This is a genomic window from Mesorhizobium australicum, assembly GCF_900177325.1.
Classification (GTDB): domain Bacteria; phylum Pseudomonadota; class Alphaproteobacteria; order Rhizobiales; family Rhizobiaceae; genus Mesorhizobium_A; species Mesorhizobium_A australicum_A.
Genome location: NZ_FXBL01000004.1, coordinates 1014689 through 1027881, shown reverse-complemented (window position 1 = coordinate 1027881; position 13193 = coordinate 1014689). Strand labels below are relative to the sequence as shown.

Genomic DNA, 13193 nt, shown 5'->3' with positions numbered 1-13193 from the left:
GTCAAAACAAGGTTAATGCAATGCTTACGATCGTGATTAATTTTCGGTTTATGCGACCCGTCGCGGAATTCAGAGGCCGGCGGCCTGGGCCAGCGCCCATTGCATGAGCGCAGTGTTCGGATAGGCGATGAGGCCTCCCAGGCCGAGCGCGATGCCGTAGGGCACGCCTATGTCGCGATCGGCGAGATTGCGTAGGAAGATGTTGTGAGCGGTGTATACCGACAAAGGCGAACGCCGGTACATCAGGATTAGGATCGTCAGCAGACCGCCGAGCGCGGCGGAATAGACCAGATACTGCATCAGTTCCGGCCCGAACCCCATCCAGACGGCCGTGGCTGCCAGCAGCTTCGCATCGCCGCCGCCCATGCCCCCAATCGCAAAAAGCGTGAAGGTGACGGATAGGACAGCCAGGCCGGCGGCAATGTGCCAGCCGTAGTCTGCCCAAGCCATGCCGGTCATTGGCGCAATCACCGCGAACGCAACGACGAGCAGCAGCGAGACCCGATTGGCGATCGTCATCGACAGCATGTCAGAAATCGCCGCGTAGGCCATGCAGAAAGGAAAGATGACGAAGATGGCGGCCGCAAGCATCGGAAACCTCACTGAGGCTGAATACTAGTCATAGTGGGCTTAATCCTTGATGAAGCCCACTGTGCGTCATTCAAAGCAAAGGGGCCGCGCCTCTCAGCGCAGCCCCGATGAATTCCAGCCGATTAGGCGTATCAGCCAGCGCCATCCAGCGTCGAAGCCAGATCCTTGAACTTGGCGTCGAGCGAGTTGCCGAGCTGGCCAGCGCCGACCATGATGGCGAGGGCGATCAGGGCCGCGATCAGGCCGTATTCGATGGCGGTCGCGCCGGACTCATTCTTCACAAAGCGGGCGAAAAGCTTGGTCATTTGAGAGCTCCTACTCCACGTGTTACACAGCACTTCCGTCGGCGTTCTTCTGTGTCGATCGGATGTTTGCGACATTACCCAGAAGCTCTTGCAATCGGCTTAACGAACAGGATTACCAAAGCCTTACGCGGCGCCCGACGCGTCTGTGGTTAACCGCCGAATAATTGCGCGGCTCGCATTGTATCGGCGGAAATCCCACGCTCACACGCGCATGCGCGCTTCCTGTTTCCAACAGCCGCGCACGCCGCCGCCCGCTCCCAGGGGAACCCGGCTTAACTGAAGATTCACCAATCTCCTTCATCTTCGGTTGAAACTTTCCCATCCGAGGAGGCCCTCGTGGCTCGATCCGCTGCCCGCCTGCTGATAGCCGCCACCCTCGCCGTAGCGGCCGCGACCGCCACGGCGGCCGAGCCCGGCATCGAGGTGGTTATGAACCAGGCCAAGATCGTGAAGCTCGCCCGGCCGGCGGACACAATCGTTGTCGGCAATCCGGCGATAGCGGATGCGGCGGTGCAGGATGCGAGCACCATCGTCCTCACCGGCAAGGGCTTCGGGGTGACAAATCTCGTCGTCATGGACGCCCAGGGCGCGCCGATCGTCGACGAACAGATATACGTCACCCGCCAGGACGATCGCTCCGTGCGGATCTACCGCCGGTCGGAAGTGCAGACCCTCTCCTGCACGCCGCTGTGCGAGAGCTCCTACAAGACCGATGCGGAGCGCCAGTCGGAAGCGGAGATGAACGCCAGCCAATAGGCCAACGGCGTTCCTGCCCGAGTTCGGTGCGAGAGAGGGTAAATCTTAACTTTCCGCGCAAACCCGATCGCAACCATTCATCGCTAGTCTGAGACCCATGCGTTGCAAGGCGAGGCAGGGTCAGATGGATACCGCAGGCAATTCGCCCGTCCAGGGCATCGGCGCTGGCGTTCCCGAACGCAGGTCGCGCCGCTTCCTGCGCGACCGCGAGGGCAATGTCGCGATCGAGTTCAGCCTGCTGGCCATTCCTTTCGCTCTGCTCACCTTCGCCATCCTTGAGAGCTGCATCTCCTTCGCCGGGTCGCAACTGCTCGCGAATGCCACGGACAATGTCGCGCGCCAGCTCCGCACCGGCCAGGTCAAGGCGGCCGACCTCACCCAGGACGAGCTGAAGGAGATGATCTGCAGCCAGATCGACATCCTCGTCGCGTCCGGCTGCCCGGGGCTCAAGGTCGACCTGCGCGAATATCCCACGTTCAAGGACGCCGCCGACGTGACGATCGCCTTCGTCGGGTCCGGCAGCGAGAAGGAACTGGCTGACTCGAACTTCGGCTTCAGCCCCGGCAAGTCGATGACGAAGAACATGCTGCGCGTGTTCTACGAATGGCCGGTGATGACCGACTTCATGCGCAAGAGGATGTCGAACCTGAAGGGCGGCAAGACGCTGCACTTCGCCTCGATGACCTGGCAGAACGAACCGTTCGACGACTGATCCGCCAGAAACCGATCAGCCGAGGAAACAAGAACCATGACGAGCTTCGCCTGGATGAACAGAATAGCCGGTCTTCTCCGGCGCGCCGCCGCAGACCGCAAGGGCGTGGCCGCGATCGAATTCGCCTTCATCGCGCCGCTGCTCCTGACGATGTATTTCGTGACCATGGAGATCGCGCCCGCGATCGACGCCAACAAGAAGGTCGGCCGCGCCGCCTCGATGATCGCCGACCTCGTCACCCAGCAGCAGTCCATCAGCAAGACCGAGGTCGAGGCGATCATGTCGATCGGCGAGGCGACGCTCAACCCCTACAGCCGGACGCAGCTGAAGGTCGTCATCACGGCAATCCGGATCAGCAACGACGATGTGCCGACCGTGACGGTCGCCTGGTCGCGAAAGATGGTCGACGGCGCCTTCTCGCAGGATGCCGCGAAGGATTCGACCACGACCGTCCCAGAGACGCTGAGGATCAAGGGGTCCTTCCTCATCCGCGTGGAGACGTCGCTCGACTACCGCCCCATCATCACCTGGACCGCCAGCGAGAAGCAGGCCACCGGCCTGCTGGCCGCGTTCGACAACATCAACATGCAAGAGACCTACTATCTGCGCCCGCGCATGAGCACGACCATCGATTGCTCGACCTGCTGAGGCGCGCGGCTCACTCCTCGTCTAAGGGACGGGACGCCTTGCGGACGAGGTCGACCGCCGAGGCATAGTCGTCCTGGCCGACCGCGACGAAGCCGCCGGAGAAACGCCGCTCGATCAGGTCGTAGAGCTCCGGATCGGATGCGCGCATTCCCGTCAGGAACGACTTCAGCGCGGCCTTGGCCTCGGCTGGAAGGTTCGACCGCACGGCATGCGGCCCGTTGCGCAACAGGTTCGAGGTCCAGATCACCTTCGTCCCCTGCAGCCCCGCCGACGACAGGCGCTCCGGCGTGCCTCCCAAGGCGGTCCCCTCCGCATTCGACCGCGTGAAGCCGAACATTGCCGCGACCGCGCCGCTCTCCAGGCTCGCCTCCGCCTCGGTGTCGGAGGACGCCGGCGCGAGGAACGTCTCCGCGCCGGACAGGGCGGCGCCGCCGGGCCTGAACTCTGCCAGGGGGATCAGCCGGCCGGCCACCGAGTCGGCCGGGCCGATCGCCACCTTTGCCGAGATAGCCGCCTCCGGCGTCGGGGGACCGTCCGGCCGTGCGATCAGGACGGAGCGGATGCCGGTGGACCCATCCTCCGCGACCGGAGCCACGAGCGGCTCGACGCAGGAGCAGAGCAGCCAGGCCGACGCATAGGACGTGGCCGTGTGGATCGCATACTGGATGCGGCCGCTGGCCTGCGCATCGGCGAGCACGGCGTAGTCGCGGGCCGTGAACAGCTCGACCGGCATTTCCAGCGCGTTCGCAAAGCCGGCGCGAATCCGCTCGGCGCCTTCGAGCTGTGGCGCGCTGGCGGCCGGCAGGACGATCCCGACGCGGAATACGCCAAGGTCCTCGCGCCAGCCGGCGCTGGCAGGAGACATCGGCGCGAATGTCGCTAGGGCCAGGATCAGGGAAAGCCTTCCGATTGCCATGGCGTCCGTTCACACCTATGTCTTGCATGTTCTCATCCGACTATAACGAAGAATATGCCCCGCGCCTTCCTGTTCGTTCTGGATTCCTTCGGCATCGGCGGCTCGTCGGATGCAGCGACGTTCGGCGACGAGGGCGCGGACACGTTCGGCCACATCCTCGCCGGATGCCGGGACGGCAAGGGCGACCGAGAAGGACTTCGTTCAGGTCCACTCGACCTGCTGAACATGTCCGGGCTCGGGCTCGGCGATGCCTGGCGGACGGCGACCGGCCAACCCTTCGACCGCGAGGAGATGCGCACCGGTTTCCACGGCGCGGCGCAGGAGGTTTCCGACGGCAAGGACACGCCATCCGGCCACTGGGAGATCGCCGGCGTGCCGGTGCCGTTCAAATGGGGTTATTTCCCCGACACGGTCCCCGCCTTCCCGCCGGATCTGACCGAGGCGATCATTCGGGAGGGCAAGCTGCCCGGCATCCTCGGCAACTGCCATGCCTCGGGCACCGAGATCATCGAGCGGTTCGGCGAGGAGCATATCCGCACCGGCAAGCCGATCTGCTACACCTCGGTCGATTCCGTCCTGCAGATCGCCGCGCATGAGGAGCATTTCGGCCTTCAGCGCCTCTATGACCTCTGCAAGGTCGTGCGCAAGCTCGTCGACCCGCTCAATATCGGCCGTGTCATCGCGCGGCCGTTCCTCGGCGAGACCGTGGAAACCTTCAAGCGGACTCCCAACCGCAAGGATCTCGCCGTGCCTCCCCCGGAGCCGACATTGTGCGACCGTGTGGTGGCGAGCGGCAGGCGCACCATCGGCATCGGCAAGATCGGCGACATCTTCGCCCACCGCGGCATCTCCGAGGTCCGCAAGGGCGTCGGCAACATGGCGATGCTGGACGTGGCACTTGGCGCGATGGTCGATGCGGCCGACGGCGACCTGGTCTTCGCCAACTTCGTCGATTTCGACACCGAATACGGCCATCGCCGCGACATTGCGGGTTACGCCGCGGCACTGGAAGCCTTCGACCGGCGCGTGCCCGAAATCCTGGCCCGGCTGAGGCCCGGCGACATGCTCATACTGACCGCCGACCACGGCAACGACCCTTCCTGGCGCGGCACCGACCATACGCGCGAGCGCGTGCCGATCATCGGCGCCGGGCCAGGCCTCCGGTCCGTCGACGTCGGCCTGCGTCCCACCTTCGCCGACATCGGCGAGACCGTCGCCGAGCATCTCGGGCTCGCTCCGGGACGCCACGGGATATCGTTCTACGGCCTGATCCGCGCAGATGCCTGAACTTCCCGAGGTCGAAACCGTCAGGCGCGGATTGCAGCCCTATCTCGAAGGCGCGGTGATCGAGCGCGTCGAGCAGAGGAGGCCGGACCTTCGCTTTCCCTTTCCCGACCGCTTTGCCGAGCGGCTGGAGAGCCGGCGCGTCACTGCGGTCGGCCGGCGCGCGAAATATCTGACGATCCATCTCGACGACGGCGCCGTCGTCATCTCGCATCTCGGCATGTCGGGCTCGTGGCGTATCGAGATGAGCGGCGAGGCCGTCATCCCCGGCGAGTTCCACTACGAGCGTTCCAAGGCCGCCGCGCATGACCATGTCGTGTTCCATCTCCTGACCGCGTCGGGAGAGCACGGGCGCGTCGTCTTCAACGATCCGCGCCGCTTCGGCTTCATGCTGCTCGCCGAGGAGCGCCTGCTGGACGAGCACCCTTCGCTGTCGGGACTCGGCGTCGAGCCGACCGGCAACAGCCTCGATGGAGAGCTGCTTTCCTCGCTGCTGCGCGATAAAAGGGCACCGCTGAAGGCCGCCCTCCTCGACCAGCGGCTGATCGCCGGGCTCGGGAACATCTATGTCTGCGAGGCGCTGTGGCGCGCCGGCCTGTCGCCCTTGCGCAGTGCCGGGACGATCGCCGGCCCGCCCGACAAACCCGATGTTCGTGCCGAGGAGCTTGCCACCGCCATACGGGAGGTCATCTTCGACGCGATCGCGGCGGGCGGATCAAGCCTCAGGGACTACGTGCACGCCGACGGCTCGCTTGGCTATTTCCAGCACTCTTTCTCGGTGTATGACCGGGAGGGAGAGCCCTGCCTCAGGGCAGGCTGTGGCGGGACGGTCGAGAGAATCGTCCAGTCCGGCCGCTCGACCTTTTTCTGCGCGGCCTGCCAGCGGTAGGCCGACGCCCTCGTTCAACTGGAGGATCCCATGGCCTACGAAACCATTCTCGTCGAAACTAGGGGCCGTGTTGGTCTCCTTACGCTGAATCGCCCCAAGGCGCTCAATGCGCTCAACTCGACGGTGCTGCGCGAGGTGGTCGAAGCATTGCAGGCCTTCGAGGCGGATGCGGCCGTGGGCGCGATCGTCGTCACCGGTTCCGAAAAGGCCTTCGCGGCCGGCGCCGACATCCGCGAGATGCAGCCGAAGAGCTACATCGACATGTATATGGAGGACTTCTTCTCGGGCTGGGATGCGCTCGGCCGGGTGCGCAAGCCGATCATCGCCGCCGTCTCCGGATACGCGCTCGGCGGCGGATGCGAACTCGCCATGATGTGCGATTTCATCATCGCCTCGGACACCGCCAAGTTCGGCCAGCCCGAAATCACCCTCGGCGTCATGCCCGGGATGGGCGGGTCGCAGCGCCTCACCCACTTTGTCGGCAAGTCGAAGGCGATGGACATGTGCCTCACAGGCCGGATGATGGATGCCGCGGAGGCCGAGCGCTCCGGCCTCGTATCGCGCGTCGTGCCTGCGGCCGATCTGCTCGACGAGGCGCTGAAGGCCGCGGCCAAGATCGCCGCCTTCTCGCTGCCGGCGGTGATGATGACCAAGGAGGCGGTCAACCGCTCCTACGAGACGACCCTCACCGAGGGGCTGCGCTTCGAGCGCCGCGTGTTTCACGCGATGTTCGCGCTCGAGGACCAGAAGGAAGGAATGGCGGCCTTCGTCGACAAGCGCTCGCCGAACTTCCGCAACCGTTGAGAATTTTCGAGCGGGCGGCTGTTTGATGCCGCCCGGTCGTTGACGCGCCGGGAAAGCTCGACTATAAGCCCGCCCACCCGAGGCGGCCCAGTGGCCGCCCGTTGAGTTTTGTCGCGGCCGCGGTTCATGTTCCGGCGGCGTGAACCGGAAAGAGAGACAGGAATGGCCAATACGTCTTCGGCCAAGAAGGCCACCCGCAAGATCGCACGCCGCACGGCGGTCAACAAGAACCGCCGCTCGCGCGTTCGCACCTTCATCCGCAAGGTCGAGGAAGCGCTCGAAGCCGGCGACAAGGCAGCCGCCCAGGCGGCGTTCACCGCAGCCCAGCCGGAGCTGATGCGGGCCGCGTCGAAGGGCGTCCTGCACACCAACACCGCCTCACGCAAGGTCTCGCGCCTTGCCCAGCGCGTCAAGGCTCTTACCGCCTGAGACGGACATCTCCCGACGACATGGAGCCGGCGCTTGCGCCGGCTTTTTTATTTGCCGGATTGGCGGGCTGCGGCTAAAGTCTTGCTTCCGCTAAGGAACCGGATTTCCTTTGCCGGCGGGGCCGCGAGACATCCCCGAATTTGCCCGTCGGGATAGCGGTTTTCAATTTTTGCTCGCGGCATATTTTATTCATATATTTCAATGGCTTGCCGGAGGTTTTCCACAGGCTTCCCACATAGGCCGGGGGATGGCCGGAGCAAAACGGTGTCAAGCGATTTTTTTCAGATTCTTTTTGGCCGGCAGTCTAAAAAACCGGCCCTGCTAAAAGAGATTGATTCATAACAGTTTTGCCATAATCGCCATCCGACGGGCACCGGTTTGGTGCCTTCCGGGACAGGCGACAGGTTAAGAAACCGTGACTCACGGACTTGCCCTGCCGCCCGTGATTTCTGTAATGTCCAGGCATCGAGAGGGCGGGGAACAAACCCGCATACCAAATTAGAAAACAGCGGTTATCAACCGCGGGGCAACCTGCGGCCGAGGAGTTATTTTCTCTCGTGACGACGTGATTTTCGTCGTCGTTTGCAAATTGGGGTGTGCATGCCGCGTCTGGTCAAAAGCCGGGACTGTGTGGTCTTGCCTCAAAAGGGTTCGACGCCGGTCGAGGACGGCGCCGGGCCCGGTAATCAAGCTGGCGGAAGACCGGCGACACGAACAGACATGCGAGGTCTGGCGCACGCCATTCGGGTGCGTCGGAGAAGGCGGACAACATGGTCGACAAGGCAAGGAAAACTGGAATGGATGGCGGGATCGGATCGGAGATCGAGGCGGTACTTCCGGTATTTTCGGACAGCGTGAAGGCGGATCTCGGCTCGATGCAGGCGGGACGCGGCGCGGACGCGGCAGGAGCGAATTTCGAGCGCGTGAAGGCGCAGCTCAGGGCGCGGCTCGGTCAGGACGTCTATTCGAGCTGGTTCGGCCGCATGAAGCTGGCGGAAGCCTCGAAGGGACTGGTGCGCCTTTCGGTGCCCACGGCGTTCCTGCGCTCGTGGATCAACGGTCACTACCTCGAGGCGATCTGCGAGATCTGGCGCGAGGTCGATCCCTCCCTGCTCAAGGTCGAGGTGATCGTGCGCAGCCCCGTGCGCCATGGCGGGCCCGCCGAGGCCGCCGAGCAGCCGGCGGCGCGCAAGGCGGCGCGCCAGGCTGAGACTGCCCTCGGCTCGGGCATGCTTTCGCCGCCGAAGGCAGAGCGGCCGGTGGCCCCGCGTGCGGCCTTCGTCGAACATGAATCGAAGCCCGGCTCGCTCGGCTCGCCGCTCGACCCGCGCTATACGTTCCAGTCGTTCATCGACGGCCCGTCCAACCGCGTTGCCTACGCGGCGGCGAAGACGGTCGCGGAGGCCGGTCCCGGCTCGGTGCGGTTCAACCCGCTGTTCATTCACGCCTCGGTCGGCCTCGGCAAGACGCACCTCCTGCAGGCGATCGCCGCGGAAGCGCTGCGCAACAATGCGAAGTCGCGCGTCGTCTATCTCACCGCCGAGTATTTCATGTGGCGCTTCGCCACCGCGATCCGTGACAACAACGCGCTGACGCTCAAGGAGCAGCTGCGCGACATCGACCTCCTGATCATCGACGACATGCAGTTCCTGCAGGGCAAGTCGATCCAGAACGAGTTCTGCCACCTGATCAACATGCTGCTCGACAGCGCCAAGCAGGTGGTGGTCGCCGCCGACCGGCCGCCGGCCGAGCTGGAATCGCTGGAGCCGCGGGTGCGCTCGCGCCTCAATGGCGGCGTGTCGCTCGAAATGTCGGCGCCCGACTACCAGATGCGCCTCGAAATGCTGCGCCAGAAGCTCGCCAGCGCACGGGCCGAGGACCAGTCTCTGTCGATCCCCGACGAGATCATCGAGCACGTCGCCCGCACCGTCACCGGCAGCGGCCGCGAGCTCGAAGGCGCCTTCAACCAGCTGATCTTCCGCCAGTCCTTCGAGCCGCAGATCACGCTCGACCGGATCGACGAGCTGCTCGGCCACATCTACCGCTCCGGCGAGCCGAAGCGGGTGCGCATCGAGGACATCCAGCGCATCGTGGCGCGGCACTACAACGTGTCGAAGACGGAGCTCCTGTCCAACCGCCGCACGCGCACGATCGTCAAGCCGCGGCAGGTGGCGATGTACCTGTCGAAGGTGCTGACGCCGCGCTCGCTGCCCGAGATCGGCCGCCGCTTCGGCGGGCGCGACCACACGACGGTCCTTCACGCCGTCCGCAAGATCGAGGGCCAGTCGTCGAGCGACACCACGCTCGCGCAGGAGCTCGAACTGCTCCGGCGGCTGATCAACGATCAGGCATGAGCCGAGCGCCCCGGGCCGCGGAGGGACATGCCCGCGGCAGGGCTGCGTTATCCCCGGAATAGCCCGCCGAAAGCCGTCCGAACGGCGCGGCGGGCTTGCTTTTCTGGGCCATTTCCTGTCAGTTTGCGCTCGATTCCTGCCCATTCCGGGCGTGCCCGCGCGGGTGTGTTTCGCCCGCGTATGGCAGTTACACTTGAGCGAGACCCGGTCGTCATGCGTGTTACTCTCGAGCGTTCGAACCTCCTGAAGTCGCTGAACCACGTTCACCGGGTCGTCGAGCGGCGCAACACGATCCCGATCTTGTCGAACGTGCTCCTGAAAGCCTCGGGCGCGAGCCTCGAGATGAAGGCGACCGACCTCGATCTCGAAATGACCGAGGCGACCCCCGCCGTGGTGGAGCGCACGGGCGCCACGACCGTTCCGGCGCACCTGCTCTACGACATCGTCCGCAAGCTGCCCGACGGCGCGGAAGTGATGCTGAAGACGGCCGACGACGGCAACTCGATGACGGTGATCTCGGGCCGTGCGAGCTTCCGGCTCCAGTGCCTGCCGCAGTCGGACTTCCCGGAGCTCTCCGCCGGCTCGTTCTCGCACATCTTCCGCATCGATTCCGCGGTGCTCAAGCACCTGATCGACAAGACGCAGTTCGCGATCTCGACCGAGGAGACGCGCTACTACCTCAACGGTATCTACCTGCACACGATCGAGTCCGGCGGGCAGCTCAGCCTTCGCTCGGTGGCGACCGACGGCCACCGCCTCGCCCGCGCAGACACGGAGGCGCCGGCAGGCTCGGAAGGGATGCCGGGCATCATCGTGCCGCGCAAGACGGTGGCGGAGCTGCAGAAGCTCGTCGACAATCCGGACATCGCGGTGACGGTCGAGCTCTCCGACACCAAGATCCGTTTCACCATCGGCAGCGTGGTGCTGACCTCGAAGCTGATCGACGGCACCTTCCCCGACTACCAGCGCGTCATCCCGACCGGCAACGACAAGAAGCTGATCATCGACCGGCAGACCTTCTCGCAGGCCGTCGACCGCGTCTCGACCATCTCGTCCGAGCGCGGACGCGCGGTGAAGATGGTCATCGGAGACGGCCAGGTGACGCTTACCGTCAACAATCCGGATTCCGGCAGCGCCACCGAGGAGATTCCGGCCGACTACGAGGCCGATCCGATGGAGATCGGCTTCAACGCGCGTTACCTGCTCGACGTGGCGGCCCAGCTCACCGGCAGCGATGCGCGCTTCCTTCTGGCCGACGCGGGCTCGCCGACGCTGATCCAGGACACCAGCGACGAGCACGCGCTCTACGTGCTGATGCCGATGCGTGTCTGACCTCGCCAGAGAGCCCGACCCGGTCGCGGTCTCGCGGTTAAAGCTCGCCAATTTCCGCAACTACGCCTCGGCGGACATCGCGCTGGAGCCTGGCCTCGTCGTGCTCGCCGGCGAGAACGGCGCCGGCAAGACCAACCTGCTCGAAGCCGTGTCGCTTCTGACGCCCGGGCGCGGCCTGCGGCGCGCGGCCTATTCCGACATGCAGGGCAAGGCCGGCACCACCGGCTTCGCCATCCACGCCACGGTCGAGAACCCTGACGGCGAGACCGAGATCGGCACCGGCACGTCGGGAACCGCCGGCGGCGAAGGCGAGAACGGCCGCAGGGTGCGCATCAACGGCGCCAACGCCACGGCCGACGAGATGATGGAGCGGCTGCGCGTCGCATGGCTCACGCCCGCCATGGACGCGCTCTTCACCGGCCCGGCGGGCGACCGTCGCCGCTATCTCGACCGGCTGGTGCTCGCGATCGATCCCGCGCACGGCCGGCGCGCACTCGACTATGAAAAGGCGATGCGGGGGCGCAACCGGCTCATCTCGGAGGATTCGCGCGACGTCCGCTGGCTCGAGGCCATCGAGGCGCAGATGGCGGAGACCGGCGTCGCCATCGCCGCGGCGCGCATGGAGCTGTTGCAGCTGATGCGCGCGATGATCGAGAAGCAGCCGGAGGGCGGCCCGTTCCCAAAATCGGATATAGCGCTTAAGGGAGACCTGGAGCGCATGGTCGGTGCCCGGCCGGCGGTCGATATCGAGGAATACTTCATCGAGCGGCTTGCGTCCGAACGCCCCCGCGACCGCGCGGCGGGACGCACGCTCAGCGGTCCGCATCGCTCCGACCTGCTGGTGCGTCACAGGCCGAAAGACATGGCGGCGGAATTCTGCTCGACAGGGGAACAGAAGGCGCTGCTCGTCGGCATGACGCTGGCGCATGCGCGGCTGACGGCGGAAGTGTCGGGCATGACGCCGATCCTGCTGCTCGACGAGATCGCCGCGCATCTGGACGAGGGCCGCCGCGCCGCCCTCTTTTCCATCCTCAAGGAGACGGGCGGCCAGACCCTGATGACGGGAACCGACGCCGCCCTGTTCGCCAGTATCGCGCACGAGGCGCAGTTCCTCACCGTCGCCAACGGGACGGTCAGTCCGGCCTGAGGCGGGACCGATGCTGGTCAGGCGGCCTTTCCAGCCTCCCAGCCGAGGATCGCCCGCTTGCGGGTCAGGCCCCAGTGATAGCCCGTCAGCGCGCCGGACTTGCCGAGTGCGCGGTGGCACGGCACCACGAAGGAGACGGGATTGGCACCCACCGCCGCCCCGACCGCGCGGCTGGCGCTCGGCTTGCCGATTTCCTCGGCGATCGACGAATAGGTGCGGGCGCAGCCGAGCGGGATCTTCAAGAGCGCCTCCCAGACGCGGACCTGGAAATCGGTGCCGATCAGCACCACGCGCAACGGCTCGTCACGGCGCCAGCGCGCCGGATCGAAGATCCTCGCCGCATAGGGCGCGGTCGCCGCCATGTCCTCGACATAGGTCGCGTTCGGCCAGCGCCCGGACATGTCGGCGAAGGCCGCGCGGTCCTCGCCCGGGTCGTTGAACGACAGGCCGGCAAGCCCGCGGTCGGTGACCATGACCAGCGCCCTGCCGAAGGGCGAGATGTGCCAGCCATAGCGGATCACCAGCCCCTCGCCGCGCGACTTGTGCTCGCCGGGTGACATGGCCTCATGCGTCACGAACAGGTCGTGCAGCCGGCCGGGCCCCGACATGCCGACCTCGAGCGAGGCTTCCAGCAGCGGCATGCCCTCGGCGAGCAGCCGGCGCGCATGGTCGAGCGTCACCGCTTGCAGAAAGGCCTTGGGGCTCAGCCCCGCCCAGCGGGTGAAAAGCTTCTGCAGTCCCGTCGGCGTCTCGCCCACCGCTTCGGCCAGCGTCTCCAGCGAGGGCTGGTCGCGATAGTCGAGGCTGATCTTCTCGATCACCCGGCGTACCTTGTCATAGTCCCCGCCCTCGGCGGAGGTGGCGAGCGGAGTGATGTCTTTCGTGAGAATGGCTGTCTGAGCGTTCATGGCAATATCTCCTTGAACGCCAATATCGGCCCTCTTACGGGCGTTTCCCACCCGAAACTTGCCATGCGGACTTCTCAATCCCCACGCAAAATCGTATGACACTGTCACATAGGGAGCT

The 13193-nt window shown here is 65.4% G+C and carries 14 protein-coding genes; 10 read left to right on the top strand and 4 right to left on the bottom strand.

The annotated features are described in order from the left end of the window. Nucleotides 1-69 precede the first annotated feature (69 nt). Together B9Z03_RS07415 and B9Z03_RS07410 are read right to left on the bottom strand one after the other, a co-directional pair. Nucleotides 70-591 carry an A24 family peptidase gene (locus tag B9Z03_RS07415; protein ID WP_085463619.1) on the bottom strand — a complete coding sequence of 174 codons (522 nt, stop codon included), beginning with the start codon at nt 589-591 and terminating at the stop codon, nt 70-72. 131 nt (nt 592-722) lie between these two features. After that, nucleotides 723-896, bottom strand: a complete 174-nt coding sequence (locus tag B9Z03_RS07410; RefSeq protein WP_085463618.1) for a Flp family type IVb pilin — start codon at nt 894-896, stop codon at nt 723-725. 336 nt (nt 897-1232) lie between these two features. On the opposite strand from B9Z03_RS07410, the gene B9Z03_RS07405 reads away from it, so the two are divergent. The 3 genes from B9Z03_RS07405 to B9Z03_RS07395 all read left to right on the top strand — a co-directional run bounded on the left by B9Z03_RS07405 (nt 1233) and on the right by B9Z03_RS07395 (nt 3012). Further along, complete coding sequence (locus B9Z03_RS07405) at nt 1233-1652, top strand: pilus assembly protein N-terminal domain-containing protein (RefSeq protein ID WP_432416992.1); 420 nt, start codon at nt 1233-1235, stop codon at nt 1650-1652. A 124-nt stretch (nt 1653-1776) separates the two neighbouring features. After that, nucleotides 1777-2364, top strand: coding sequence for a TadE/TadG family type IV pilus assembly protein (locus B9Z03_RS07400; protein ID WP_085463617.1), 588 nt, complete (start codon nt 1777-1779; stop codon nt 2362-2364). A 36-nt stretch (nt 2365-2400) separates the two neighbouring features. Next, nucleotides 2401-3012: a TadE/TadG family type IV pilus assembly protein gene (locus tag B9Z03_RS07395; RefSeq protein ID WP_085463616.1), complete on the top strand. Its 612-nt coding sequence runs from the start codon at nt 2401-2403 to the stop codon at nt 3010-3012. Nucleotides 3013-3022: 10 nt separating this feature from the next. Here B9Z03_RS07395 and B9Z03_RS07390 read toward each other — a convergent pair whose 3' ends face one another. Next, nucleotides 3023-3928 carry a phosphate/phosphite/phosphonate ABC transporter substrate-binding protein gene (locus B9Z03_RS07390; protein WP_085463615.1) on the bottom strand — a complete coding sequence of 302 codons (906 nt, stop codon included), beginning with the start codon at nt 3926-3928 and terminating at the stop codon, nt 3023-3025. Nucleotides 3929-3982: 54 nt separating this feature from the next. Here B9Z03_RS07390 and B9Z03_RS07385 point away from each other — a divergent pair, with 54 nt between their 5' ends. The 7 genes from B9Z03_RS07385 to recF all read left to right on the top strand — a co-directional run bounded on the left by B9Z03_RS07385 (nt 3983) and on the right by recF (nt 12167). Continuing rightward, nucleotides 3983-5215, top strand: a complete 1233-nt coding sequence (locus tag B9Z03_RS07385) for a phosphopentomutase (RefSeq protein ID WP_085463614.1) — start codon at nt 3983-3985, stop codon at nt 5213-5215. After that, nucleotides 5208-6101, top strand: coding sequence for a bifunctional DNA-formamidopyrimidine glycosylase/DNA-(apurinic or apyrimidinic site) lyase (gene mutM / locus B9Z03_RS07380; protein WP_085463613.1), 894 nt, complete (start codon nt 5208-5210; stop codon nt 6099-6101). Before B9Z03_RS07385 ends, mutM begins: the two co-directional genes overlap by 8 nt. 30 nt (nt 6102-6131) lie before the next feature. Continuing rightward, entirely contained in the window at nt 6132-6905 is a 774-nt protein-coding gene (locus B9Z03_RS07375; RefSeq protein WP_085463612.1) for an enoyl-CoA hydratase, read from the top strand. A gap of 162 nt (nt 6906-7067) precedes the next feature. Then, entirely contained in the window at nt 7068-7334 is a 267-nt protein-coding gene (rpsT, locus tag B9Z03_RS07370; protein ID WP_085463611.1) for a 30S ribosomal protein S20, read from the top strand. 875 nt (nt 7335-8209) lie between these two features. Next, on the top strand, nt 8210-9688 hold the full coding sequence (gene dnaA, locus B9Z03_RS07365) for a chromosomal replication initiator protein DnaA (RefSeq protein WP_139832440.1): 1479 nt from the start codon (nt 8210-8212) through the stop codon (nt 9686-9688). Between the two features lie 213 nt (nt 9689-9901). Then, nucleotides 9902-11020: a DNA polymerase III subunit beta gene (dnaN, locus tag B9Z03_RS07360; RefSeq protein ID WP_085463609.1), complete on the top strand. Its 1119-nt coding sequence runs from the start codon at nt 9902-9904 to the stop codon at nt 11018-11020. Beyond that, complete coding sequence (gene recF, locus B9Z03_RS07355; protein ID WP_085463608.1) at nt 11013-12167, top strand: DNA replication/repair protein RecF; 1155 nt, start codon at nt 11013-11015, stop codon at nt 12165-12167. The genes dnaN and recF overlap by 8 nt, the downstream gene beginning before the upstream one ends. Before the next feature lie 17 nt (nt 12168-12184). Here the strand turns inward: recF and B9Z03_RS07350 are convergent, their stop codons facing one another. After that, entirely contained in the window at nt 12185-13075 is an 891-nt protein-coding gene (locus tag B9Z03_RS07350; protein ID WP_085463607.1) for a methylated-DNA--[protein]-cysteine S-methyltransferase, read from the bottom strand. Between the last annotated feature and the right edge of the window lie 118 nt (nt 13076-13193).